Origin of the sequence: Nocardioides cavernae, from assembly GCF_016907475.1 — a bacterium.
In the GTDB taxonomy this organism is placed as follows: domain Bacteria; phylum Actinomycetota; class Actinomycetes; order Propionibacteriales; family Nocardioidaceae; genus Nocardioides; species Nocardioides cavernae.
Window position 1 is genome coordinate 2,628,837 of record NZ_JAFBCA010000001.1, and the last position, 23,202, is coordinate 2,652,038.

The window sequence follows — 23,202 nt, forward strand, 5'->3', positions numbered from 1 at the left end:
CCGTGCGAGTGACGGACACGAGCGACCTGTGGTGGAAGAGCGCGGTGATCTACTGCCTCGACGTCGAGACCTTCTACGACGCCGACGGCGACGGCACGGGTGACCTGGAGGGTCTGGCGCAGCGCATCGACTACCTCGCGGAGCTGGGCATCACCTGCCTGTGGCTGATGCCGTTCTACCCGAGCCCCGACCGCGACGACGGATACGACCTGACCGACTTCTACGGCGTCGACCCACGCCTGGGCAACCACGGCCAGCTGGTCGAGGTGATCCGCACCGCGCACGACCGTGGCATCAACGTCATCGCCGACCTGGTCGTCAACCACACCTCGGACCGGCACCCGTGGTTCCAGGCCGCGCGGCGCAGCACGTCCAACCGCTACCGCGACCACTACGTCTGGAGGGACACCGAACCGCCGGACACCTCGAAGCTGGTCGTCTTCCCCGACCGGGAGGACTCCATCTGGGAGCTCGACGACCGCACGGGCGAGTGGTACCTCCACAACTTCTACAAGCACCAGCCCGACCTCAACCTCGCCAACCCCGAGGTGGTCGACGAGATCCTGCGGGTCGTCGGGTTCTGGCTGGAGCTGGGCTTCGACGGGTTCCGGGTCGACGGGATCCCGTTCCTGGAGCAGAACGCGAAGAACATCGGCGACCCTGCCCTGGTCGTCGACCCGCACGAGCTCATGCGGACCATCCGCGGCTTCCTCAACCGACGCGCCGGGCACGCGATGATGCTCGGCGAGGTGAACCTGGCGCACCCGCAGCAGCTCGACTTCTTCGGTGGGGACTCGGCCGACGAGCTGCAGATGCAGTTCGACTTCATCGGCATGCAGGCGACCTACCTCGCCCTGGCCCGCGAGGACGCCGGACCGATCGTGACCGCGCTCCAGGAGCGGCCGGCCATCGGAGTGACCTGCCAGTGGGCGACGTTCCTGCGCAACCACGACGAGCTCACGCTCGACAAGCTCGGCGACGCCGAGCGTGCTGAGGTGTTCGCGGCCTTCGGTCCGGAGCCCGAGATGCAGCTCTACGACCGCGGCCTCAAGCGGCGGCTCCCCACCATGCTCGGCGGTGACCCGCGACGGATCCGGATGGCCTACAGCCTGATGTTCTCCCTGCCCGGCACGCCCACGCTCTACTACGGCGAGGAGATCGGGATGGGGGAGGACCTCGCGGCGGACGGGCGGATGGCCGTGCGCACGCCGATGCAGTGGAGCGCCGGTCGTAACGGTGGCTTCTCCACGGCTGCTCCGTCGCGCCTGGTTCAGCGGGTCGTGCCGGGCGCCTGCGGGCCCGAGCACGTCAACGTCGTCTCCCAGGTGCACGACCCGGACTCGCTGTGGAGCTTCATGCGCAAGCTCATCAGCATCCGGCGCACCTGTCCGGAGCTGGGATGGGGGACGTGGAGCGTCGTCGACCAGCCGTCCGCGCAGGTGCTGGTGCAGCGGTGCCAGCTCGACGGCAGCGCGGTCGTGACGGTGCACAACCTCGGCGCAGACCCGGTCACCGTCGACGTACCGATCGATCCCCGCGATGACGGCCTCGAGGCGGTGGACCTGATGGCCGAGGAGGTGGTCACCGGTGCGGCGACGACCCGAGTCGCGCTGGAGGGCTACGGGTTCCGCTGGCTGCGGGTGCGCCCAGCGGGTGACCTCGCCATCCCGTGAGCCTCTGCAGGGCTTGTAGGCTCGGCGCCGTGACGACGGAGCAGGTGGGGCTGGGTGCAGCGGGCGCAGTGGCGCTCGTCGCGCTCGTCGTCGCCCTGCTCGCGCACCGCCGGGCCCGCCGGGCCGAGTCCCTCGTGGCCTCGCTCTCCGAGCGCGTCACCGTGCCCCCGGCCCCGGCAGCGCAGGTGCCCTCGGTCACCGAGACCGACACGGCTGCCTTCGTGATCACCCAGGTGGGCGGCCCACGCGACGACGACGCGCCGTCCGCCGGGTCCGTGCCGGTGGCACGGCCGATCGACGGCCGTCTCTTCACCGACATCGTCGCCCGCGAGACCGTGGTGAAGGCGGCCGGCTGGACCCACGGCCTGCGCCGGGCGCTGTCGCCCGAGACCCGCAACCGGATCCGCTTCGAGGTGCGGCAGGAGACCCGGCGTGCCGGGCGCGACCGCCGCGCCGAGATGAAGCAGGCACTGCGCGAGTTCCGGGCCCGTGAGCGGGCCGCCGCGCGCGACGGAGGCCCGGGATCGTTCGGGGAGGACGTCGCCTGATGGGACGCCCTCTCTGGTTCGTCGCCGGGGCGGGGGTCGGGGTGTACGCCGCTGCCCGCGCCCGCCGCGCCGCCGAGGCCCTCACCGCCGACGGCCTGCGCGACCGTGTCCGCGGCTGGCAGGCCGGCGCCCGGCTCTTCGCCGAGGAGGTCCAGCAGGGCCGTGCCGAGCGCGAAACGGAGTTGCGCGAGCAGCTCGGTCTGCGGCCCACTTCTCACGAGCCCGGCCCACCTGAACTGACCGCACGCACCACCCAGGAGAACGAGAACTGATGGACACCGCCGAGATCCGCCGCCGCTTCCTCGCGCACTTCGAGGCCGCCGGACACGCCGTGGTGCCCTCCGCCTCGCTGCTCGCCGACGACCCCAACCTGCTGTTCGTCCCGGCCGGCATGGTGCCGTTCAAGCCCTACTTCCTGGGGCAGGAGACGCCGCCGTACGACCGCGCCACCAGCATCCAGAAGTGCGTGCGGACCCCCGACATCGAGGACGTCGGCAAGACCACCCGCCACGGCACGTTCTTCGAGATGTGCGGCAACTTCTCCTTCGGCGACTACTTCAAGAAGGGCGCCATCGAGCTGGCCTGGGACCTGATCACCAAGCCCGTCGAGGACGGCGGCTACGGCCTGGAGAAGGACCGTCTCTACCCGTCGGTGCTCGCTGGCGACGAGGAGGCGATCGGGCTCTGGACGGAGGTCACGGGGCTGCCGCGGGAGCGGATCGTCCAGCTCGGCCCCAAGGAGAACTACTGGTCGATGGGCGTGCCCGGGCCCGGCGGACCGTGCTCGGAGATCCTCTACGACCGCGGGCCCGAGTGGGGTCCCGACTTCGACGTGGCCACGCTCGGCCCCGACATGCCCGGCGAGCTCGAGGACCGGCTGCTCGAGATCTGGAACCTCGTCTTCATGCAGGACGAGCTGAGCGCCGTCCGCTCGAAGTCGGACTTCGACATCTCCGGCTCCCTGCCCAAGAAGAACATCGACACCGGCATGGGCCTCGACCGGGTCGCGTTCCTGCTCCAGGGCAAGCAGAACATGTACGAGATCGACGTGGTCTACCCCGTCATCCAGAGGGCTGAGGAGCTCACCGGCAAGCGCTACGGCGCCGACCACGACGACGACGTCCGGTTCCGCGTGGTCGCCGACCACGTCCGTTCATCGATGATGCTGATCGGTGACGGCGTCACGCCCGGCAACGACGGCCGGGGCTACGTCCTTCGCCGGCTGCTGCGCCGCGCGGTCCGCTCCATGCGCCTGCTCGGTTGCGAGGACCGGGTGCTGCCCGAGCTGATGCCGATCTCCCGCGACAGGATGGGGGAGACCTACGACAACCTCCTCACCGACTGGCCCCGCATCTCGCAGGTGGCCTATGCCGAGGAGGACGCGTTCCGCAAGACGCTCCAGGCCGGCACGCAGATCTTCGACCAGGCCGCGACCGAGGTGAAGGGCACCGGTGGTTCGACCCTGTCCGGCGAGCGCGCCTTCGCGCTCCACGACACCTACGGCTTCCCCATCGACCTCACCCTCGAGATGGCGGCCGAGCAGGGCCTCTCCGTCGACGAGCAGGGTTTCCGCGGCCTGATGGCCGAGCAGCGCGAGCGCGCGAAGGCCGACGCCCGCGCCAAGAAGGGCTCCCACGGCGACACGGCCGTCTACCGCGGCGTCTTCGACGAGTTCGGTCCCACGGAGTGGCTGGCCTACGAGACGCTCGAGACCGAGTCGCGCCCACTCGCGCTGCTGAGCGGCGGCGCGTCCGTGCCGCGCCTCGCGGAGGGTGAGGTCGGCGAGCTGGTGCTCGACCGCACTCCCTTCTACGCCGAGTCCGGCGGGCAGGTGGCCGACGCCGGCACGATCGTCTTCGACGGCGGTCGCCTCGAGGTGCTCGACGTCCAGCGTCCGATCAAGGGCCTGGTCGTGCACCAGGTGCGCGTGCTCGAGGGCGAGCTCGACCCCGGGCGCGAGGTCCATGCCCGTGTCGACCCGGAGTGGCGCACCGGCGCGCGCCAGGCGCACTCCGGCACCCACGTCGTGCACGCCGCCCTCCGCGAGGTGCTCGGCCCCACCGCGTTGCAGTCGGGCTCCTACAACCGACCGGGCTACCTCCGCCTCGACTTCGGCTGGACGCAGGCGCTGAGCCCCGAGCAGGTCCGTGACATCGAGCTCGTCTCCCAGCAGGCGCTGCGCGCCGACCTGCCCGTGTCGTGGGACTACATGACCCTCGAGCAGGCCAAGGAGTGGGGCGCCATCGCGCTCTTCGGAGAGACGTACGACAACACCAAGGTGCGGGTCGTCGAGATCGGCGGGCCCTGGTCGCGCGAGCTCTGCGGCGGCACCCACGTCGCCCACGCCTCGCAGATCGGCACCGTCGTGGTGACGGGCGAGACCAGCGTCGGCTCGGGCAACCGTCGCATCGAGGCGCTCACCGGCGTCGAGGGCTTCGGCTACCTCGCCCGCGAGCGCGACGTCGTCGCCCAGCTCACCGGCCTGCTCAAGACCCAGCCGGACGACCTGGTCGGCCGGGTGCAGGGCCTCACCGAGCGCCTCCGGACTGCCGAGAAGGAGCTGGAGAAGGCCCGGCTCGCCCAACTGCTCGGCGCCAGCGCCGAGCTGGCGGCCGGCGCGGCGCAGGTCGGCCCGGTCAAGGTCGTGGCCCACCGCGCCGACGGCGCCGCCGGCGGCGACGTACGCAACCTGGCGATGGACGTGCGCGGCCGGCTGCCCCAGGGCGAGCCCGGTGTCGTGGTCATCATCGGTCAGGCCGACGGGAAGGTGTCGGTCGTGGCCGCCACCAACGACGAGGCGCGTGCCCGCGGGCTGTCCGCCGGCGAGCTGGTCCGCACTGTCGGGCCCATCCTCGGCGGCAAGGGCGGCGGCAAGGACGACGTCGCCCAGGGCGGCGGCACCGACGCCTCGCGCATCGACGAGGCCCTCGCGCTGGTGACCCGTGAGGTCGCGGAGAAGGTGCAGGGCTGAAGATGCGGACCGGCGTGCGGCTCGGCGTCGACCCGGGCGACGCCCGGATCGGCGTCGCGAGGAGCGACCCCTCCGGCTTCCTCGCCACCCCTGTCGAGACGGTGCGCAGCGGCAGGGGAGACGTACGACGGCTCGCACAGCTCGTCGCCGAGATGGAGGCGGTGGAGGTCGTGGTGGGCCTGCCGCGCTCGCTCAACGGGACCGAGGGCCCGGCGGCGGAGAAGGCGCGTGCGCTCGCCGGCCGACTGGCTCGCCGAGTTGCCCCCGTGCCCGTCAGGCTGTGTGATGAACGACTGACCACAGTGTCGGCCGAGTCGATCCTGCGCGAGCAGGGTCGCCACGGGGCCAAGCGACGCGCCGTTGTCGATCAGGCAGCGGCCGTGCTGATCCTGCAGACTGCACTGGACACGGAGCGGTCGAGTGGACACGCACCGGGAGAGATCGTCGAGGTGACCAAGACAGATGAGTGAGCACGAGACCCGTCCGGACGAGGACGTGCGTTCGGGCGAGCGCGAGGAGCTCCGGGACAACGACTACGTCCCGGGGGGCAAGCGCCGCAAGGGACGCGGCCTCAAGGGCTGCGTCGCGGTGCTGGTCGCGCTCGTGGTGCTCCTCGGGGGGTTCTACGTCGCGCTGACCCAGGGCGTCTCGTGGGTCGCCGACCAGTTCCAGGGTCCCGACGACTACCCGGGGCCGGGCTCGGGCTCGGTCGAGTTCACCGTCAACGAGGGCGACTCGACCGCCCAGATCGGCCGCAACCTCAAGGCCGACGGCGTCACCAAGTCGGTCCAGGCCTTCATCGACGCGGCCGCCGGGGAGCCCGACGCGGCCGGCATCCAGGTCGGTGCCTACGAGCTCCAGAAGGAGATGAAGGCAGCCGACGCCCTCGAGGTCCTCATCGACCCCGCCAACCTCATCGGGTTCCCGACCGTCACGATCCCCGAGGGCCTCCGGCTCACCGAGATCGTCTCGACGCTCGCGGAGAACACCGACTTCCCCGAGCAGGCGTGGAACAAGGCGCTCGACCAGCCCGACAAGCTCGGACTGCCCGACTACGCCGAGGGCAACGCCGAGGGCTACCTGTTCCCGGCCACCTACGAGATCAAGCCCGGCATGAAGCCGGTCCGCATCCTCAAGATGATGGTCGACCGCTGGCGCGAGGCCGCGGAAGCCGCCGACCTCGAGGCCAAGGCCGCCGAGCTCGGGCACACTCCCGGCGAGCTGATGATCATCGCCTCGCTCATCGAGGCCGAGGGCCGCGGCGACGACATGCCCAAGATCTCCCGCGTCATCTACAACCGTCTCGACGGGCCCGGCGACAAGGGCGGCACCAACGGCACGCTCGGCATCGACGCCTCGATCGCCTACGGCCTCGGGCTGTCGCCCGGATCGACCGAGCTGACGCCGGAGCAGCTGGCCGAGGACACGCCCTACAACACGCGCATCAACGCCGGGCTCCCGCCGACGCCGATCGAGGCGCCGGGTGACGACGCCATCGCAGCAGCCGCCAACCCGGCCGACGGTGACTGGTACTACTACGTCACGGTCGACCTCTCCACGGGTGAGACCAAGTTCTACGAGGACTACGACGGCTTCCTCGAGGGCCGCGACGAGTACAAGACCTACTGCGAGACCTCCGACCGGTGCTGACCCGGCGCTGCGGCGTGCTGGGCGACCCGATCGCCCACTCGCTGTCGCCGGCGCTGCACCGGGCGGCGTACGCCGAGCTGGGACTGGACTGGACCTACGACGCCCACCGGGTCGGCTCCGGCGACCTGGGGGAGTTCCTGTCGGGGCTCGGGGGGGAGTGGCGCGGGCTCTCGCTGACCATGCCCCTCAAGCGCGAGGCGCTGCCGCTCGTCGACCGGCTCACCGACAGGGCGCGCCTGGCCGGTGCCGTCAACACGCTCGTGCTCGAGGACGACGGCACCCGGGTCGGCGACAACACCGACCTGCCCGGCGCGGTCGCCGCCATCCGTGAGCGCACGTCGACCCCGCTGGCGACGGCGACGATCCTCGGCGGTGGGGCGACAGCGACATCGGTCGGGCTCGCGCTGGCCGACCTCGGTGTGCGCACGATCGTCGTGGCGGTGCGGGAGGAGGCCCGGGCGGCCGAGACCCTCGCCGCCCTCCGGGCGCACCCGGCTGCGCCCGAGGTCGTGGTGTCGACGCTGGGCGCCGGACCCGCCGGCTCCGACGTCGTGGTGTCGACCGTCCCGGCGTCGGCGCAGACGCCCGAGCTGGTCGCGACCTGTGCGGACGTGCCGGTCGTCTTCGACGTGCTGTACGACCCGTGGCCCACGCCCCTCGTCGCCGCGGCTGCGGACCGGACGGTCGTCGGTGGGCTGGACCTCCTCGTGCACCAGGCGGTGCTGCAGGTCGAGCTGTTCACCGGACGGACGGTCGCGGTCGACGTCCTGCGAGAAGCAGGCGAACGCGCCCTTGCGGCGCGCAGTGCCGGTTGAATGACCCCGTGACCGACACCCTGACCGACCCTGCGCTCGCCGCGCTCGCCGCGCTCGTCGCGGCCCTGCTCGCCGGGCTGGGCGGCCTGCTGGTCCCTCGGCTGATCGCGCGCGTGCCCGAGCCCGCGCCGAAGCAGGCGGCGGCTGACGCGCCACCCGCGGACGAGCCCCCCAAGATGCTCTACGCCGACATCGCGGCCCGACCTGGGCTGGCGTGGCGCAGCGCGCTGCAGGCGGCCGTGGCAGGGGCGCTGCTCGGCGCGGCCACGGGGCTCGACTGGCCGCTGCTGTGGCTGGTACCGCTGACCCCGGTGGCGGTCGCCCTGTCGGTGATCGACTGGCACACCCGCCTGCTGCCCCGCGTCGTCGTCGTGCCCGTCACCCTCGCCGCGATCGTCGTGGTGACGGCGGTGGGCCTCGCGACGGGGGAGCGCGACGCCCTCGTGCGCGCGCTCATCGCGATGGTGCTCGCGCGGTCGTTCTTCTGGGTGCTGTGGTTCGTGCGGTCGGCCGGGATGGGCTTCGGCGACGTGCGGCTGGCCGCTCCGGTCGGGCTGGTGCTCGGCTGGACCGGGTGGGGCGCGCTGGCGATCGGGCTGTGGGCCAGCTTCATGTTGTTCGTCGTCCCGGCGCTCGTCGTGCTGCTGGCGCGACGCGACCGCAGCCTGCTCAAGAGGTCGTTCCCCTTCGGGCCGTTCATGGTCGGTGGCGCGCTGGTGGGTCTCGTCTGGGGGACTGCGCTCGCTGCGCGCATGTGGGGCTGAGAGACTTCCCCCATGCTCCGATGGCTCACAGCAGGCGAGTCCCACGGTCCCTCGCTGGTGGCGATCCTCGAGGGGCTGCCCGCCCACGTCCGCGTCACGACCGACGACCTCGCCGACTCGCTGGCCCGGCGCCGGCTCGGCTACGGCCGCGGCGCCCGGATGAAGTTCGAGCAGGACCAGGTCCGCGTGCTCGGCGGCGTGCGCCACGGTGAGACCCAGGGCGGCCCGGTGGCCATCGAGGTCGGCAACACCGAGTGGCCCAAGTGGGAGAAGGTGATGTCGGCCGACCCGGTCGACCCCGTCGAGCTCGAGGCGCTCGCCCGCAACGCCAAGCTGACCCGTCCGCGGCCCGGTCACGCCGACCTCGTCGGCATGCAGAAGTACGACTTCGACGAGGCCCGTCCCATCCTCGAGCGCGCGTCCGCCCGCGAGACCGCGGCCCGCGTCGCGCTCGGCCGCGTGGCGTCCAACTTCCTCGAGCAGGCCGTCGGCGCACGGGTCGTCTCCCACGTCGTCTCGCTCGGCGGCGTCAAGGCGCCCGCGGGCCTCGTACCCGCTCCCGACGACGTCGAGCGGCTCGACGCCGACGAGGTCCGCTGCCTCGACCCCGAGGCCAGCGCCGCGATGGTCGCCCGGATCGACCAGGCCCACAAGGACGGCGACACCCTCGGCGGCGTCGTCGAGGTCGTCGTCCACGGCCTCCCGCCGGGCCTCGGCTCGCACGTGCACTGGGACCGCCGGCTCGACGCCCGGCTCGCCGGCGCGTTGATGGGCATCCAGGCGATCAAGGGTGTCGAGGTCGGCGACGGCTTCGAGCTCGCCGACACCCCCGGCTCGCTCGCGCACGACGAGATCGTCACGACCGACGACGGCCTGCGCCGCACCTCCGGTCGCTCCGGCGGCACCGAGGGCGGCATGTCCACCGGTGAGGTGCTGCGGGTGCGCGCCGCGATGAAGCCCATCGCCACCGTGCCGAAGGCGCTGCGCACCGTCGACGTGGCCACCGGTGAAGCGACCGTCGCGCACCACCAGCGCTCCGACGTCTGTGCCGTTCCCGCGGCCGGCATCGTCGCCGAGGCGATGGTCGCGCTCGTGCTGGCCGACGCCGTGGTGGAGAAGTTCGGCGGCGACTCGGTGCAGGAGACCCGGCGCAACGCCGAGTCCTACCTCGACACCCTCCGTTTCCGGTGAGCCTCCGATGAGCCCGCGCGTGGTGCTGGTCGGCCCCATGGGTGCCGGCAAGACGACGGTCGCCGGGCTGCTCGGCGACGCCTGGGACCTGCCCGTGCGCGACACCGACGCCGACATCGAGGCCACCACCGGCCGCGAGATCTCGGACATCTTCGTCGAGTCGGGCGAGGACCACTTCCGCGACCTCGAGGCCGCCGCGGTCACTGCTGCGCTCGCGGAGCACGACGGCGTGCTGGCGCTCGGCGGTGGTGCGGTCCTGCGTCCGGAGACGCGCGAGCTGCTGGCCGGGATGCCGGTGGTGTTCCTGCGGGTCGGCCTCTCCGACGCCGTCAAGCGGGTCGGCCTCGGGGTCGGGCGCCCGCTGCTGCTCGGCAACGTGCGCGCGCGCATCAAGGCGCTCCTCGACGAGCGCACCCCCGTCTACGAGTCCGTGTCAGCCCACACCGTCGACACCGACGGCCGCACCGCCGACGAGGTGGCGGCCGAGGTCCGGAGGCTGCTCGGATGACGAAGCGCCACACCCGGAAGCAGCAGCAGCGGACCCAGCAGCGGGCCCAGCAGCGGAACCAGCACCAGACCCGGACGTCCGACCCACCGGTCCGGCAGGAGTCCGGCGACACCGTGCTGCACGTCGGCGGTGCCGCCCCCTACGACGTCGTCGTCGGCCACGGGCTGCCCGAGCGGCTGCCCGCGCTGCTGGGTGGGTCGGTCGAGCGGGTCGCGGTGCTCTACGCCGGCACGCTGGGCGAGCTGGCCGACCCGGTGGTCGACGCCCTGGTGGAGCACTACGACGTCCTCGCGCTCGGCCTCCCCGACGGCGAGCGGGCCAAGACCGCGCCCGTCGCGTCCGACTGCTGGGAGGCCCTCGGCGAGGCCGGCTTCACCCGGTCCGACGCGGTCGTGACCATCGGCGGGGGAGCGACCACCGACCTCGGTGGGTTCGTCGCCGCGACGTGGCTGCGCGGCGTCCGTGTCGTCCACGTGCCCACCACCCTGCTGGCCATGGTCGATGCGGCGGTCGGCGGCAAGACCGGCATCAACACCGGCGCCGGCAAGAACCTCGTCGGGTCCTTCCACGAGCCCGCCGGCGTGCTGTGCGACCTGGCGCTGCTGGAGACGCTGCCGCACGAGGAGCTCGTCGCCGGGCTGGGCGAGGTCGTGAAGTGCGGCTTCATCGCCGACCCCGCCATCCTCGACATCGTCGAGGGCACCGACCCGGCTGACCTGACCTGGGACTCCGCCGAGCTGCGCGAGCTCGTCGAGCGGGCGATCCGGGTCAAGGTTGACGTCGTCGTCGACGACCTCAAGGAGACCGGCGGCGCCGACGGCCACCCCGGTCGCGAGATCCTCAACTACGGCCACACCCTCGCCCACGCGATCGAGCGCACCAGCGACTACGCCGTCCGCCACGGCGAGGCCGTCGCGATCGGGTGCGTCTACGTCGCCGAGCTCGCCGCCCGGGCCGGCAGCCTCGACCCCGCCCTCGTCGAGCGGCACCGCGCCGCGCTGTCCCGCGTCGGGCTGCCGACGACGTACGACGCCGCCTCCTTCGACGACCTGCACGCCGCGATGAAGGTCGACAAGAAGGCACGCGGCTCGCAGCTGCGCTTCGTCGTGCTGGACGACCTCGCCACGCCGCGGATCCTCGCCGGGCCCAGCGAGGACGACCTGCGCGCCGCCTACGCCGCGATAACCTCCGCCGGGTGAGCGACCTCTCGGACCACGCGACCACCCCTCCGCCCGACGGCGACACCGCCGTCAGCGACTCGGGCAGCACCATGCAGCTCCTGACCGGAGGGTCCGTGCGCCGTCCAGTTGACCTGGCAGTGCTGGAGGAGCACCGCCTCGTCGGGGGCGACGAGGACTGGTCCGACGCCGGGACCGGCCCGTTCCTCGAGCCGGGGCAGGTGGTGCTCTGGCGTTACGGCCACGGTACGGACCCGATGCGCGTGGTGCGCGACGACGAGCGCGGGCTGGTCGCCTGGCTGGCCGAGGGCACGGAGCAGGTCGGCATGGCGCCGGTGGACGGACGGGCGCTGCGCGACGTGCCGCTCGCCGAGCGCTTCGGTGTCCCGCGGGGACCGGTGCTCCGCCGGTGGAGCGGCAGCGGCGTCGTGCGCATCGCCCCCACGGGCAGGCCGTGGTCGGTCTGGGTGTTCCGGGAGGACGACGGCGCGCACGCCGGCCACTACGTCAACCTCGAGCTGACGCACAGGCGTCGAGACGGGGTCAGCGCGACGCGCGACCTGGTCCTCGACCTCTGGCTCGATGCCGCCGGCGACCTCTGGCTGAAGGACGCCGACGAGCTCGACGCCGCGGTGGGGTCGGGGCACTGCTCGCCCGAGGTCGCCGCTGAGGTCAGGGCGGTGGCGGAGTGGGCTCGCGAAGAGCTGGTCGAGGGCGGCGCCTGGCCGCTCGATGAGGAGTGGACCTCGTGGCAGCCGCCTGCAGACTGGACCGTCCCGTCGCTCCCCGACTCCGACGAGGTCCGACGCGCCCGCGCCACTACGCTGCCGTCATGACGAAGGTGCTCGTCCTCAACGGCCCCAACCTGGGCCGGCTCGGCCGTCGACAGCCGGAGATCTACGGCTCGACCACCCACGCCGAGCTCGCCCACCAGTGCGTCGAGTGGGGGCGCGACCTGGGTCTCGAGGTCGAGGTCCGCCAGACCAACCACGAGGGCGAGCTCCTCGACTGGCTGAACACCGCCGCCGACGACGGCCTTCGTGTCGTGCTCAACGCCGGTGCATGGACCCACTACTCCCTCGCGCTCTGGGACGCCTGCGCCCAGCTGACCGCGCCGATGGTCGAGGTGCACATCTCCGACCCCAAGCAGCGCGCCGAGGAGTTCCGCCACACCTCGGTCATCGAGCCGCACGCGGTGGCGACGATCGCCGGGCAGGGCATCGACGGCTACCGGCAGGCGCTCGAGGTGCTGGCCGACGCCTAGGTCGAGCCCAGCAGCGCGCGGGTGGCCGGGTCGGCGGGGTAGAGCGCCTCGATCGCCAGCTCCGCCACCGTGACGTCACCGGGCGTGCCGAAGACCGTCGTGGTCGTGAGGAACGACAGCACGTGGCCGCCGACGCTCAGCCGTAGCGTGAGCACGATCCCCGGCGTGGGCTGCGGACCCCGGACCGGGAACTCGGCGAGCAGGGCCGCGAGGCGGGGGTCGCCGGTGGTGTCGTGCTCGTGCCGGATGCGCGACAGGATCGCCGCGCGCCACTCGTCGAGGTTGGCGATGCGGGGCGCGAGGCCGCGGGGGTCCAGGCTCAGCCGTACGACGTTGACCGGAGGCTCCAGCAGCTCGGCCGGCACGTCCGCGAGCAGGCGGTAGGCGGCGTCGTTGGCGGTGACGAGGTCCCAGCCCCCGTCGATGACGAGCGCCGGGTACGGCTCGTGCCCGGCGAGGATCTGCTCCAGCGCCTCGTTCACGTCCGCCAGGGCGGGAGCGCCGAGGGGCAGCTCCGACGTGTCGGGGACGAAGCCCGCCGCGGTGAAGAGCCGGCGGCGCTCGCGCAGCGGGACGGCCAGCGCCTCGCTGAGCTGCCCGACCATCGTCGCGCTCGGGCGCGCCCTGCCGGTCTCGATGTAGGACAGGTGTCGGGTGGACACGCCGCACTGGTCGGACAGCGCCTGCTGGGACAGGCGCCGTCGCTGGCGCCAGTGCCGCACGAGGGAGCCCACGTCGGTCGGCGCGGGCGCCTCGAGGGGGACGTCGAGGGCCATGGTGGTCACTCTGTCAGCCCTTCCGCGCCAGCCACAGCTGTCCGGCGGCGAAGGCGCCGACGACGACAGCCTGCAGCACGGTCCAGACGACACCGAGCGTGGTGAGCCCGCCCAGCGCGGCGTAGCCGAGGCTGGCGACGACCCAGACGACGTTGAGCGCCGCCAGCGCGGCCACCCCGCGTCGCGGGACGGGTCGTCGGGTGGCGAGGACGGCGACGCCCGCAGCGACGAGGAGGAGGAACCCGCCGACGGAGCGGACGAGCGCCTCGGGCGCGCCGAACCACTCGGCGAGCCAGCCGCCGGCGACGGCGTACGCGAGTCCGTTGACGCCGGTCGTGACGGCGTCGACGAGGAGGAAGGCACCGGCGACGGGGGTGGTGATCCCCTGCCCGTCGCGTGTCGTGGTGGTCGTGGTCCGGGTCTGCTGTGTGGTGGTCATGACCTCAGGCTGGTCGCGGTCGGGCCGCAGGGCCATGACGTCCGAGGTCATGACGGCGCCGCGAGGTGGGACGATCGCGCCATGGACGCACCGGTGGACCTGAGTGCCCTCGCCATCAACGTCGTGATCCCCGAGGAGCTGCGCTGGCGTGACACGCGCCGCGGCGAGGAGTTCGAGCTCCAGTCGCTGACGATCAGGATGCTGCCCGACGGCACGCTCGCGGCGAAGGCATACGGACGTCCGGTCGCCGGGGGACGGGGCGCCTACGTCTCGTTCCCGGTGCCGGACCGGCCCGAGCTGGACGCACTGGTCGCGGCGGCCGCGGACGAAGCGGCCCGCAGGTGGGCGGCCCACGCCTGACGTCCACTCCTGTCGTGCGCTGTGCTTGGATCGCCGGGTGCTGCCCTTCCGCCAGGTCGATGTCTTCAGCGCCGAGCCGTGGCTCGGCAACCCGCTCGCGGTCGTGCACGACGCCGACGGCCTCACCGATGAGCAGATGGCGCGCTTCGCGCGGTGGACCAACCTCTCCGAGACGACGTTCCTGTCCGCGCCGACCGACCCTGCCGCCGACTACCGCGTGCGGATCTGGACGACGTCCGGCGAGCTGCCGTTCGCGGGGCACCCCACCATCGGCAGCGCCCACGCGTGGCTGGAGGCCGGGGGAGTGCCCCGTGGCGACGTGGTGGTGCAGGAGTGCGGCGCCGGGCTCGTCGACGTACGACGCTCGCCACGGCTCGGGTTCGCCGCCCCGCCCCTGCGCCGGTCCGGCCCGGTCGACGCGGACCTGCGGGCCCGCATCGTGCGCGCGCTCGGCGTCACCGACGCGGCCGTCGAGGACATGGCATGGATCGACAACGGCCCCGGCTGGGTCGGCGTCGACCTCGGCTCGGCGGACGCGGTCGTCGGCGTCGTGCCCGACATCGCCACCTTCGCCGACCTCAAGGTGACGGTCCTCGGTCGCTGGGACGCGACGTCCGCCGAGGAGCTCGGTGCCGACGTCGAGGTGCGTGCGTTCTACGCCGACGGCCGGGACTTCGGGGAGGACCCGGTCACGGGGAGCGCCAACGCCGGGCTGGCCCAGTGGCTCATCGGCACCGGCGCGCTGCCGTCGTCGTACACCTCTCGCCAGGGCAGCGTCATCGGGCGTGAGGGGCGGGTCCGGCTCGAGTCCGTCGCCGACCAGGTGTGGGTCTCGGGCGACGCGACCACCCGGATCGTCGGCGAGGTGGATCTCTAGCCGGCGCGGCCGGGCGGACGGACGAACTCGCCCGACGGTCGGCCAGAGGCACCGAGGGCTGGGTCCGGCACCGAGACTAGGGGAAACGCCGGCTGCTGTCCGCGAGATGCCTGGACCGGTATGGACCGGCAAGGACCCGGGTGGACGGCTACGGCGTGCGGAGCACACGCTCGCGCACGACGTCGTCCTCCCAGGCATCCCCGATGAGGAACCTCTTGCGTCCGACCGGCTCGAAGCCGTGGCGGGCGTAGAAGGCGTTGGCACGGGCGTTCTCCTCGCTGACCCCCAACCAGGCCCCTCGCGCCCCGGTGCCAGCAGCCGCCGCGAGCGTGTGCTCCATCAGGAGCCCCGCCGTCCCCGAGCCGTGGTGCTCCGGGTGGACGTAGCAGCGCACCAGCTCGACGGTGGGGCGGTGGCGGATCGCTCGCGCGACGTCCGGGTCGGACGGCTCCTCGAGGAGCAGCATCGTGTAGCCGACCGGGTCTGCGCCCGTCTCGTCCTCGGCGAGGAGCACGGTGCAGGCCGGGTCGCCGAGGTGGCGGCGGAAGCTCGCCGGGTCGAGCCGGGTGGCGATGTGGGCCGCGAGGAGGTCGGCCGGCGTCTGCGGGGTGCAGGCGAGGGGGAAGGTGAGCGCCGCGAGCCGGGACAGGCCCTCGACGTCGGCCTCGCTCGCACGGCGTACGGTCACGGGCACGCCGGCAGGATATCGCCGCGCGAAGCGGTCCGGCCGGCTCCGGTCGGCTCCGGTCGGTCCGGCCCACCGGTCCAGACATCGGTAGTAATGCTGATGCGGCCGTGTCGGCGCCCCGGTCACACTCGAAGAGCAACGACAGGGGAGGAAGACCATGGGAAGCGTCCTGAGCAGGAGCGCCCACGCCGATCAGCTGGAAGCAGAGGTCCGCGACGCCATGTGCTGCGTGCCGACCGACCGGTGCTGGGAGTGCCAGGTGAAGCTGGGTGAGGTGCGAGCGGTCCGCCGCGACGCGCTGCTGCACACGATGAGCACGGTCCGACCGCGACGGCCTGTCTGGTGATGGTCCGGGACGGCGCTGTGGGCGCCGGCAGCGGCGGACGCGTCCCGCACTCGGTCGCGGCGCGCAGCAGGGACGAGCGACGCGAGGGCGCACGCGACCGCGCGACGCTGGAGTTCGGCGACCGGGCCGACGCAGCCCTCGACCTGCTCGACCTCCTCGAGCTCGCCTGGCACGACAGCCACGGCGACGCGGCGCCGCCGACCGAGGTCGTCGAGGACGTCTGGACGGTCGCTTCGGGCGACCTCGCGCAGCTGGCCTCGGCATCGCGGCTCGCCGTCACCGACTGGCGCGACCTGCGCCTGGCCGCCGACGAGCTGCGAGCACGCGGCTGAGTCGACGCCGCTCCGCTGCCCCTACGGAGGCTGCGGGGAGCCGAACCTCTCCGCGATGACACCGTGCCGCAACCCGCGGTCGCTGACGGTCAGGGCGTCCTGGCGCGTGAGCGTGAGGATCGTGCGGACGATGCACGCGCCGGCGAGGATCACCTCGGCGCGGGCCGGTTGCAGGCCGGCGATCCCACGCCGTTGTTCCGTGGAGCGGGTCCGGAACGCCTCGATCTGTCCGTCCACGTCGGTCGCGTCCAGGACGGTCCCGTGGACGGTGTCCGGGTCGTAGCGGTCCAGGCCGTGCTTGATGGCTGCCAGGTTGGTGGAGGTGCCCCCGATCGCGATCACCATGTCCGGTCGCGGTCGGTCCCCCAGCTCGGCGAGCTCGGCCGCGATCGCGTCGAGCGCTGCGTCGACGGTCTCGCGGGGTACGGCGGCCGCGAGCCCGAAGCGCTCGGCGAACCGCACGGCGCCCACGTCGACGCTGAACTGCTCCTCGATCCGGTCCACGCTCCCGGAGGTGAACTGGCTGCTGCCGCCGCCGGAGTCGAACACCAGGAGTCGGTCGCCTGACAGCGGGAGGGTCGACACGGCGGCCATGTAGGCGAGCCGCGCCTCGTCCCGGCCTGAGATGACCTCCACGGTGACCCCGCAGCGGCTGAGGACGGCCGCCAGGAGCTCGTCCCGGTTCGGCGCCTGTCGTATCCCCGCGGTGCCCACGGCGACGATGTCGAGCGGACCGTCACGTCGGGCGTCGTCGACCAGGTCTCCGATCGCGTCGACCGTGCGGCTCATCGAGGCCGGGGTCAGCCCACCTGCCGCCACCAGGCCCTCGCCGAGCCTGGTGACCACGGCGGTCTCCTCCTCGATCCGCGGGGTGCCACCCTCGTCGCGGCGACCGCGCGCGAACTTGACCGAGTTGGTGCCGACGTCGAGGACGGCGAACCGCCTCGGTCCCCACCCGAGCACCGACTTGAGCCCCCTGGCCACGCAGACGTTGGGTCGACCGTCGAGCCCCAGCCGGCCGATCGTCCGCGACACGAGGTCCGGGTCGGGGGACTCCACGGCGACGGTCGTGACGGTCCTCCCTTCGGCGCTCACCGCGGTGAGCTCGACCATGCAGTCGTCCACGATGGAGCGGCGACGGCCCTTGTGGATCGCCACGACGCGCAGGTCGTCGCGCGGAGCGACCAGGTCCTCCACCAGCTGATCCAGGCCGAGCTCGGTCCGCCGGGTCTCCGGCGGTGGCGCACCAAGAGCCGCGAAGGCAGCGGCGACCGCTCCGGTATCGAGCGGGAAGGGGGCCTTCATCGTCGGCACCCACAGCTGCAGCCCGGCGCCGCTCACCTGCTGCAGGACCTTGACGTCCAGGACGCCGTCGCGGACCTTGACGGAAGCGTCGCCGTACATCGAAAGGACGTAGGTCTCGTCGCTCTCGACGGGTGCTGCGGTCCGCAGCGGTGCCAGGGCGTCGAGGGCGTCGAGGTCGTTGCCGAACGTGCGCCACTCCCACCGAGGTACGACGGCGGGCGCGGACGGGTGGACCGGGTGGTCGGTCATGGACTGTCGACCCGAAGGGATCACGCCGGCGCGGCGGCTGGCTCGCCGGAGAGCTCGGCAGCGAAGAACTCGAGCGCCGTCTTCGTCTTCGTCTGCTGCTCGCCCGAGACGTCCAGGCCCTTGGCGGCCAGGAAGGCCCTCAGCTCTGCCGTGGCCTGGAATGCCTCAGCGGGCGCAGCTTTTGCCGACAGCTCGAGGATCCTCGACCCGTCGGGATAGAACCAGAGCTCCGCGACGATGCGCATGCTCAGCTCCGGAGGGCGGATCTTGAGCTTGAAGACCGTGATGGGCCCGAGGATGGACAAGTCGTCCAGCGCCACACCCTCGGGTGCGTGCGCCTTGTAGAACGACCGCTGCTCCTTGGAGAACAGCGTGCGGATCCCCTTGTGTCCTGCTGCGACCTCCTTGACCGCCTTCGAGCCGAGCACGCCCTTCATGGACGCCGAGCAGACGAAGCCACCCGGCATGGCGTCGACCTCGACCACCAGGTTGTCTGACGCCCGCTCCTCCTGGACGTCCGCAGGGACCACCGGCCTCAGCTTGACCACGGAGTCGTCCCCCCGCCCCTGGACCCGGCGAGCCCGGACGACCACGCCGACCGCGTTGAGGGCCAGGTCGGGGGTGTCGAAGAAGTACACCTGCCGGATCTGCGCGTCGAGCGGGTCGACCCCCAGGGCAGCGGCCGCCTGTCGTCGGTAGGAGTCCGGCACCGTCATCTTGAGCTCGACGCTGTCCGCGTCCCTTGCCAGTGCCAACACCTCGCCGACCTGGGCATCGGTGAGTCGAGCCGCTGGCTCGTCGGAGGTGCCAGACATCCTTCGCTCCCTTCGTCGACGGGAGGTCGCGCCACCACGACACTGCCCCGAACACTGTCCAGCGCCGCGCGGCGCACGGCATCACCCGGAGCGTGTGACGTGCAGCCACGGCTTCCCTCCGGCATGGGGGAGGAAGCTGCCGGAGGCTGGCTGTTCCACTCCACCCGACGGGTTGTAGAACATCCGTTTCCTACCTGTCCCATGAGGCGAACCCGGCGGCTCGATGAAGCGCGATCTTGGCATGGCGACCGACCTGCCAAGCAGGAACTGTGAACGCCCTGATCTGCCGAGATGAGTGCATCTGTTCCTACACGGCTTGTAACCAGACGCAGACCTTCTCGGCATTCTCACGAGGGGTGCACTCGACCTGTGCTGCCCACCGGCCAGGTCCAATCTCAACCGTGTCTTGCAGTTCGGCGTCTCCGACGGTGAGCACGCCTGACGGGACGTCGATCACGCCGCTGGACGCCGGGCTCTCGGGTGCACCGTCGCCGAAAATGACTTCGATCTGCACCTGCGCCGGGGGACTCACGTCGTCGCCGCCGTATCCGCTCAGGTCAACGTCTTGCGCGTGAAGCACCTTCACAGCCAAGCCGGTTCGGGAGAACGACACCACGTCGGCTGTAAGAGCCGGTACGTCCGAGGCTTCGCGATCCATGAGCAACAAGAGGCCCCACCACAGCGGACGCCTCGTCTGCCACGTGTTCACGGGAGTGAGTGTCCCGCATCTTCCCACCGGCGACGTCCGGATCTGCCGCGATGAGCGCACTAATCTGCCGATGAGCGGATGTGTGAACTACCGGCCTCGGGCGTGGTGCGCGTGGGGATCGGGAACGTCCGAGGACAGCCGCGGACGCTATGTTCCTAAGCGTGAGTTGGTTCGAGATGGGCCCGGCTGGCGCGACAAGAGATCTGTGGGTGTCGTTGGCGGGGCCGACGGCGCCCGAGTACGGCGTCTGGAAGACGCCGTCAGGCAAGCCGGTTCATGAAGTCCTCGCCACCGAAGGGCCGCCGGGAGTTCAAGACGTCGAGTGGTACTTCATGCCGCATCGGGACCATTACGGCAAGCGGCTGGTCGACGCGGTTTGGCACTACGGGGATGGGCTGAAGGTGTACAGCGAACGCATGTGTGCGGTGCTTGAGTCGTGCGGCGCTCGCCTGCAGACCTGGCCAGCCGATGTCCGCTTCAGGAACGGATCGCCCGTCGAGGGGTATCTCTCGGTGCTGGAGGAGGTCGATGCTCCCGGCCCGGTGCACAGCATGCGCCGAGGGCGACGCACGGGCCGAGTGGTGATCAGCGGGGAGGTTCGGGAAGCATTGCGTGACGCTGGCATGACCGGCCTGGAGATATTGGAAGCCAACGGTGCCTTCCCTCGTGATGACGGCTCCTACTCCGGGTCTGACTGACCACGCGTCGCAGATCCTTGCAGCCGGCACCGGTCCCGCGCGGGGATGCAACGCCCGGATCTGCCGCGATGAGCTCGGACACCGGGACCCCTGCGGACGTCAGGCTCGTCCTGAGATCCCAAGGAACAGGTCCGGCTCACCACTCTGTTTCGTGGTTGCTTACGTAGTAGTTCGACATGGTCGTGGCGCGCAAGACGTCATACGGCTCGCGTGTCAGGAGCCGCTCGCGCCCCGGCCGATGTGTCCGGTCATGCCAGAAGCCAAGGACACCCGCGAGGGCTGCGCACGCAACAAGCAGCCACACCAGGGCCCACAGACCCATGTCCATGCCGGACCTCCTGCGTCCATCATCCGCTGCCCCTCGCCGGTTCGGAAGCCGAACACCGGAACATCCGAATCTGCCGCGATGCGTTCGGACCTGCCGACGCCAAGCTTCGCGCCTCACCCGCACTGCCACGCGAAGTGACAGGATGGGAGCGTGCGGGCGCGACTCGTAGTGATCTCGGGTCTCCCTGCGAGTGGGAAGACGACGGTGGGCACGGCTCTCGGCGAACGGCTGGGCCTGCCGCTGATCGACAAGGATGCGATCCTTGAGGCCCTGTTCGACAGCCTCGGGTGTCCGGAACCGGATGATCGATACCGGCTCAGCAGAGCAAGCGACGAGGTGCTGTACGCCCTTGCCGAGGCATCGAAGACATCGATCGTCGTGAACTGGTGGGATCACGACTCGTCGCCAGCAAGGTTGCGCGGTATTGCCTCGTCGATTGTCGAGGTGTTCTGCGATTGTCCGATCGAGATGGCGGTGGCCAGGTTCGAGCGTCGCAGGCGTCACCCCGGGCACCACGACCCGATCCGATCGCTGGAGGAGATGGCGGAGGGCGTGCGCCGCATGCGCGAAACGTTCCGCGGCCCCTTGGGTGTGGGCGACTTGGTCCGCGTCAACACAGCAGGGCCACTCGATGCCGACTCGTTGGTTGGAGAGGTGCTCTCACTGCTGGAGGCTGGGCTCCCTCGGACCTAGCTGCACCGACGTCCGGATCTGCCGCTGATGGCGCGCGGATCTGCCGAGGATCTCGTCAAACGACCTTGAGTTGGACGATCACTTCGCCCGAGTGGTCCGCCACCACGTCGACCAGGCCCGGCTGGTCAATGCTCATCACGAACGCGGACGTGCCACCTTGATAGTTGAACGTCTGCTCGGGAGAAGAGTGCACGTAGATCGCTCCCTTCATCGCGGCGCCCGCGGTGACCTGCAGTGCAAACTTCTCGCCCGCTCGCACCTCGACGGACTCGTCGCCCGTCTCCATCGTGTCGCGAGAGAGGTCGAGTTCGATGACCTGCATGCCTGGGGTCGGAGATGCTGTTGCCGATGAGGCGCTCGGGCTGTCGGGCGATGATGCGTCCTGTGCCGTCGGCGTGGACAAGCCTCCTTCGTCGGAGCACCCGCCCAGCACGAGAGTCACCCCCAGAGTGCCCCCGACAACCCAGTTGCCCAGGCGTCGCGATCGGCGACCTGCGTTGAAGGCCATGGCACTCTCCGGGTGATGGATGTCCGCGCACTGTCTCACAACGACTGAGATGTCTGGCTCTCTTCTGTGGGGCGATGCTCGACTGTTCTCTTCGCTCGCACGACCCCGGACCTGCCCGCCGAGAGCGGCTGCGAACATCCGCATCTGCCGCGATCAGCGCGCGGATCTGGCTCCCCTCTGTGTCAAGACGCTGCGGGAAGCGGGGTTCTAGGATCGGTGGTGGCGGGTCCGGGAAGTGACTTGTCCGAAGAGCCGGTGTGGGGCTGTGAGCCGGTCGCGCTGGAGTCAGAGTCGTTGCCCCGGTGTCCTCCCGGGCCCGTCCCTTCGAGTGGTGGGGAAGATCGGACGGCGTCGTCGAGCATGGTCTTGAAGACGATGTCGGACAGCCGGCGTTTGACGCAGCGCATCGCTTCCATCGGCGCCTTGCCGTCGGCCTTCTTGCGGTCGTAGTACTCGCGCCCGGGCGTCGGGTTGCGGAGCTGGACGCGGGCCATGGTGTGCAGCACGCGGTTGATCTGACGGTTCCCGGCACGCGACAACCGGTGGCGCGTGTGGTCCCCGGAGGATGCGTCGATTGGGGCCGTGCCGTTCCAGGACGCGAAGTGCGCCTTGTTCGGGAACCGAGTGATGTCACCGACCTCAACCAACAAGCGCGCGGCGCCAGTAGGGCCGATGCCGTGCAGGTCCAGCAGTCCGGTGCCGGTGGCCGCGACCAGCTCGGTGAGCTCCTTGTTCGCGGCCTTCTTCCGCGCGTAGATCCGTTCCAGGTCCGCAACCAGCTCCGCGGCCACGCGCCGTCGGGTCTTGCCGACCACATCGCGTGGACGGACCTTGGCCAGCAGCGCCTTCGCCTGAGCCGCGGACAGGTCCCGCTTCGCACCGCCCGGGATCAGCTCGAGCAGCAGCTGGTGCAGCTGCGAGGTCTTGCGGCTGTGCTCCTCACCCAGCGAACGACGGCGGTCGACCAGCAGACGTAGGACCGCGAGCTGCTCGTCATTCACGACCGGCCGCAACCCGGCCATCCGGGTCCCGACCAGCGCGACCGAGTGGGCGTCAGTGGCGTCGGTCTTGCGTCCCTGACCGGTCGCGAACACCCTCGTGCGCGCGGACAGCTTCGGCGGGACGTCGACGACGTCCTCGCCCGCGGCGAGCAGCCGAACTGCGACGTGATGCCCGATGCCGGAGCAGCCTTCGATCGCCCAGACACGATCAGGGAACTGGCTGACATAGCGCCCCATGTCGGCGAACCCGGCTTCGTCAGTGCCGTATCGGCCGCCACCGAGGACGGTGTCGTCGGCTGTCATCACCTCGATCGTCACCGACCGTTTGTGTGGGTCCATCCCGATCACCACACGACCGCTTTCGTCCTTCATCAGCTCCTCCGATCCTCGAAACCTGTTCGGTTGTCGAGCCGGGAGGGCAACGCTGCTTCGAGCTGGACAAACCCCTCTTGAGCCTCTCCTGGCCCTGGCGACGCCCGGGACCGCGCAGGCCAGATGAGAGCCACACGACCAGCG

The 23,202-nt window shown here is 71.3% G+C and carries 27 protein-coding genes; 19 read left to right on the top strand and 8 right to left on the bottom strand.

The genetic code is table 11. The features are described 5' to 3' along the window. The first annotated feature begins 2 nt into the window (after positions 1-2). From JOD65_RS12325 to JOD65_RS12385, 13 genes are read left to right on the top strand one after another with little or no spacing between them, the layout of a single operon-like run. Positions 3-1,673 carry an alpha-amylase family protein gene (locus JOD65_RS12325; protein ID WP_191197020.1) on the top strand — a complete coding sequence of 557 codons (1,671 nt, stop codon included), beginning with the start codon at positions 3-5 and terminating at the stop codon, positions 1,671-1,673. A gap of 29 nt (positions 1,674-1,702) precedes the next feature. Then, positions 1,703-2,221, top strand: coding sequence for a hypothetical protein (locus JOD65_RS12330; RefSeq protein ID WP_191197021.1), 519 nt, complete (start codon positions 1,703-1,705; stop codon positions 2,219-2,221). Further along, entirely contained in the window at positions 2,221-2,493 is a 273-nt protein-coding gene (locus JOD65_RS12335) for a DUF6167 family protein (RefSeq protein ID WP_191197022.1), read from the top strand. The genes JOD65_RS12330 and JOD65_RS12335 overlap by 1 nt, the downstream gene beginning before the upstream one ends. Then, a complete protein-coding gene (gene alaS, locus JOD65_RS12340; protein WP_191197023.1) occupies positions 2,493-5,192 on the top strand; it encodes an alanine--tRNA ligase in 2,700 nt (899 codons plus the stop codon). The genes JOD65_RS12335 and alaS overlap by 1 nt, the downstream gene beginning before the upstream one ends. A 2-nt stretch (positions 5,193-5,194) precedes the next feature. Next, positions 5,195-5,662, top strand: coding sequence for a Holliday junction resolvase RuvX (ruvX, locus tag JOD65_RS12345; RefSeq protein ID WP_191197024.1), 468 nt, complete (start codon positions 5,195-5,197; stop codon positions 5,660-5,662). Next, positions 5,655-6,842 (top strand): endolytic transglycosylase MltG, encoded by a 1,188-nt coding sequence (gene mltG, locus JOD65_RS12350; RefSeq protein ID WP_191197025.1) that lies wholly within the window; start codon positions 5,655-5,657, stop codon positions 6,840-6,842. Before ruvX ends, mltG begins: the two co-directional genes overlap by 8 nt. Continuing rightward, a complete protein-coding gene (locus JOD65_RS12355) occupies positions 6,836-7,657 on the top strand; it encodes a shikimate dehydrogenase (protein WP_307821131.1) in 822 nt (273 codons plus the stop codon). The genes mltG and JOD65_RS12355 overlap by 7 nt, the downstream gene beginning before the upstream one ends. An 8-nt stretch (positions 7,658-7,665) precedes the next feature. Beyond that, positions 7,666-8,421 carry a prepilin peptidase gene (locus tag JOD65_RS12360; RefSeq protein WP_191197026.1) on the top strand — a complete coding sequence of 252 codons (756 nt, stop codon included), beginning with the start codon at positions 7,666-7,668 and terminating at the stop codon, positions 8,419-8,421. Between the two features lie 12 nt (positions 8,422-8,433). Next, positions 8,434-9,612 carry a chorismate synthase gene (gene aroC / locus JOD65_RS12365; protein WP_191197027.1) on the top strand — a complete coding sequence of 393 codons (1,179 nt, stop codon included), beginning with the start codon at positions 8,434-8,436 and terminating at the stop codon, positions 9,610-9,612. Positions 9,613-9,619: 7 nt separating this feature from the next. Beyond that, positions 9,620-10,120, top strand: a complete 501-nt coding sequence (locus tag JOD65_RS12370) for a shikimate kinase (protein ID WP_191197028.1) — start codon at positions 9,620-9,622, stop codon at positions 10,118-10,120. Further along, positions 10,117-11,319, top strand: coding sequence for a 3-dehydroquinate synthase (aroB, locus tag JOD65_RS12375; protein WP_191197029.1), 1,203 nt, complete (start codon positions 10,117-10,119; stop codon positions 11,317-11,319). The genes JOD65_RS12370 and aroB overlap by 4 nt, the downstream gene beginning before the upstream one ends. Then, positions 11,316-12,134 carry a ribonuclease FAU-1 family protein gene (locus JOD65_RS24035; protein WP_191197030.1) on the top strand — a complete coding sequence of 273 codons (819 nt, stop codon included), beginning with the start codon at positions 11,316-11,318 and terminating at the stop codon, positions 12,132-12,134. Before aroB ends, JOD65_RS24035 begins: the two co-directional genes overlap by 4 nt. Further along, positions 12,131-12,562 carry a type II 3-dehydroquinate dehydratase gene (locus JOD65_RS12385; protein ID WP_191197031.1) on the top strand — a complete coding sequence of 144 codons (432 nt, stop codon included), beginning with the start codon at positions 12,131-12,133 and terminating at the stop codon, positions 12,560-12,562. Before JOD65_RS24035 ends, JOD65_RS12385 begins: the two co-directional genes overlap by 4 nt. Here JOD65_RS12385 and JOD65_RS12390 read toward each other — a convergent pair. Together JOD65_RS12390 and JOD65_RS12395 are read right to left on the bottom strand one after the other, a co-directional pair. Then, positions 12,559-13,338, bottom strand: a complete 780-nt coding sequence (locus JOD65_RS12390; RefSeq protein WP_191197032.1) for a helix-turn-helix domain-containing protein — start codon at positions 13,336-13,338, stop codon at positions 12,559-12,561. The genes JOD65_RS12385 and JOD65_RS12390 overlap by 4 nt on opposite strands. 13 nt (positions 13,339-13,351) lie before the next feature. After that, positions 13,352-13,777: a hypothetical protein gene (locus JOD65_RS12395; RefSeq protein WP_204811141.1), complete on the bottom strand. Its 426-nt coding sequence runs from the start codon at positions 13,775-13,777 to the stop codon at positions 13,352-13,354. A gap of 81 nt (positions 13,778-13,858) precedes the next feature. Between JOD65_RS12395 and JOD65_RS12400 the strand changes: the two genes are divergently transcribed. Together JOD65_RS12400 and JOD65_RS12405 are read left to right on the top strand one after the other, a co-directional pair. After that, complete coding sequence (locus tag JOD65_RS12400; protein WP_191197033.1) at positions 13,859-14,137, top strand: hypothetical protein; 279 nt, start codon at positions 13,859-13,861, stop codon at positions 14,135-14,137. A gap of 37 nt (positions 14,138-14,174) precedes the next feature. After that, positions 14,175-15,014, top strand: a complete 840-nt coding sequence (locus tag JOD65_RS12405) for a PhzF family phenazine biosynthesis protein (RefSeq protein WP_191197034.1) — start codon at positions 14,175-14,177, stop codon at positions 15,012-15,014. Between the two features lie 148 nt (positions 15,015-15,162). On the opposite strand, the gene JOD65_RS12410 is transcribed toward JOD65_RS12405, so the two are convergent. After that, positions 15,163-15,708, bottom strand: coding sequence for a GNAT family N-acetyltransferase (locus JOD65_RS12410; RefSeq protein ID WP_204811143.1), 546 nt, complete (start codon positions 15,706-15,708; stop codon positions 15,163-15,165). A 151-nt stretch (positions 15,709-15,859) separates the two neighbouring features. Between JOD65_RS12410 and JOD65_RS12415 the strand changes: the two genes are divergently transcribed. Continuing rightward, positions 15,860-16,048 carry a hypothetical protein gene (locus tag JOD65_RS12415; RefSeq protein ID WP_204811145.1) on the top strand — a complete coding sequence of 63 codons (189 nt, stop codon included), beginning with the start codon at positions 15,860-15,862 and terminating at the stop codon, positions 16,046-16,048. Beyond that, entirely contained in the window at positions 16,045-16,380 is a 336-nt protein-coding gene (locus JOD65_RS12420; protein ID WP_191197036.1) for a hypothetical protein, read from the top strand. The genes JOD65_RS12415 and JOD65_RS12420 overlap by 4 nt, the downstream gene beginning before the upstream one ends. A 21-nt stretch (positions 16,381-16,401) precedes the next feature. On the opposite strand, the gene JOD65_RS12425 is transcribed toward JOD65_RS12420, so the two are convergent. The 3 genes from JOD65_RS12425 to JOD65_RS12435 all read right to left on the bottom strand — a co-directional run bounded on the left by JOD65_RS12425 (position 16,402) and on the right by JOD65_RS12435 (position 19,458). Next, positions 16,402-17,934, bottom strand: a complete 1,533-nt coding sequence (locus JOD65_RS12425) for a Ppx/GppA phosphatase family protein (protein ID WP_191197037.1) — start codon at positions 17,932-17,934, stop codon at positions 16,402-16,404. A 20-nt stretch (positions 17,935-17,954) separates the two neighbouring features. Then, positions 17,955-18,749: an adenylate cyclase gene (locus JOD65_RS12430; RefSeq protein ID WP_191197038.1), complete on the bottom strand. Its 795-nt coding sequence runs from the start codon at positions 18,747-18,749 to the stop codon at positions 17,955-17,957. Between the two features lie 307 nt (positions 18,750-19,056). Further along, positions 19,057-19,458 carry a hypothetical protein gene (locus JOD65_RS12435; protein ID WP_191197039.1) on the bottom strand — a complete coding sequence of 134 codons (402 nt, stop codon included), beginning with the start codon at positions 19,456-19,458 and terminating at the stop codon, positions 19,057-19,059. A gap of 161 nt (positions 19,459-19,619) precedes the next feature. Here JOD65_RS12435 and JOD65_RS12440 point away from each other — a divergent pair, with 161 nt between their 5' ends. Together JOD65_RS12440 and JOD65_RS12445 are read left to right on the top strand one after the other, a co-directional pair. After that, positions 19,620-20,156: a hypothetical protein gene (locus tag JOD65_RS12440; protein ID WP_191197040.1), complete on the top strand. Its 537-nt coding sequence runs from the start codon at positions 19,620-19,622 to the stop codon at positions 20,154-20,156. A 496-nt stretch (positions 20,157-20,652) separates the two neighbouring features. Continuing rightward, positions 20,653-21,177: a P-loop nucleotide/nucleoside kinase family protein gene (locus JOD65_RS12445; protein ID WP_307821370.1), complete on the top strand. Its 525-nt coding sequence runs from the start codon at positions 20,653-20,655 to the stop codon at positions 21,175-21,177. Positions 21,178-21,232: 55 nt separating this feature from the next. Here JOD65_RS12445 and JOD65_RS12450 read toward each other — a convergent pair whose 3' ends face one another. Together JOD65_RS12450 and JOD65_RS12455 are read right to left on the bottom strand one after the other, a co-directional pair. Beyond that, a complete protein-coding gene (locus JOD65_RS12450; RefSeq protein WP_191197042.1) occupies positions 21,233-21,499 on the bottom strand; it encodes a hypothetical protein in 267 nt (88 codons plus the stop codon). Between the two features lie 368 nt (positions 21,500-21,867). Continuing rightward, positions 21,868-23,058: an IS110 family RNA-guided transposase gene (locus tag JOD65_RS12455; protein WP_204811019.1), complete on the bottom strand. Its 1,191-nt coding sequence runs from the start codon at positions 23,056-23,058 to the stop codon at positions 21,868-21,870. Between the last annotated feature and the right edge of the window lie 144 nt (positions 23,059-23,202).

Excerpts from the sequence above, each read along its gene's own strand:
- JOD65_RS12335 (WP_191197022.1), top strand. The coding sequence starts at position 2,221 with ATGGGACGCCCTCTCTGGTTCGTCGCCGGGGCGGGGGTCGGGGTGTAC.
- alaS (WP_191197023.1), top strand. The coding sequence starts at position 2,493 with ATGGACACCGCCGAGATCCGCCGCCGCTTCCTCGCGCACTTCGAGGCC.
- ruvX (WP_191197024.1), top strand. The coding sequence starts at position 5,195 with ATGCGGACCGGCGTGCGGCTCGGCGTCGACCCGGGCGACGCCCGGATC.
- mltG (WP_191197025.1), top strand. The coding sequence starts at position 5,655 with ATGAGTGAGCACGAGACCCGTCCGGACGAGGACGTGCGTTCGGGCGAG.
- aroC (WP_191197027.1), top strand. The coding sequence starts at position 8,434 with ATGCTCCGATGGCTCACAGCAGGCGAGTCCCACGGTCCCTCGCTGGTG.
- JOD65_RS12370 (WP_191197028.1), top strand. The coding sequence starts at position 9,620 with ATGAGCCCGCGCGTGGTGCTGGTCGGCCCCATGGGTGCCGGCAAGACG.
- aroB (WP_191197029.1), top strand. The coding sequence starts at position 10,117 with ATGACGAAGCGCCACACCCGGAAGCAGCAGCAGCGGACCCAGCAGCGG.
- JOD65_RS12385 (WP_191197031.1), top strand. The coding sequence starts at position 12,131 with ATGACGAAGGTGCTCGTCCTCAACGGCCCCAACCTGGGCCGGCTCGGC.
- JOD65_RS12390 (WP_191197032.1), bottom strand. The coding sequence starts at position 13,338 with ATGGCCCTCGACGTCCCCCTCGAGGCGCCCGCGCCGACCGACGTGGGC.
- JOD65_RS12395 (WP_204811141.1), bottom strand. The coding sequence starts at position 13,777 with ATGACCACCACACAGCAGACCCGGACCACGACCACCACGACACGCGAC.
- JOD65_RS12400 (WP_191197033.1), top strand. The coding sequence starts at position 13,859 with ATGGACGCACCGGTGGACCTGAGTGCCCTCGCCATCAACGTCGTGATC.
- JOD65_RS12415 (WP_204811145.1), top strand. The coding sequence starts at position 15,860 with ATGGGAAGCGTCCTGAGCAGGAGCGCCCACGCCGATCAGCTGGAAGCA.
- JOD65_RS12425 (WP_191197037.1), bottom strand. The coding sequence starts at position 17,934 with ATGACCGACCACCCGGTCCACCCGTCCGCGCCCGCCGTCGTACCTCGG.
- JOD65_RS12430 (WP_191197038.1), bottom strand. The coding sequence starts at position 18,749 with ATGTCTGGCACCTCCGACGAGCCAGCGGCTCGACTCACCGATGCCCAG.
- JOD65_RS12450 (WP_191197042.1), bottom strand. The coding sequence starts at position 21,499 with ATGCAGGTCATCGAACTCGACCTCTCTCGCGACACGATGGAGACGGGC.
- JOD65_RS12455 (WP_204811019.1), bottom strand. The coding sequence starts at position 23,058 with ATGAAGGACGAAAGCGGTCGTGTGGTGATCGGGATGGACCCACACAAA.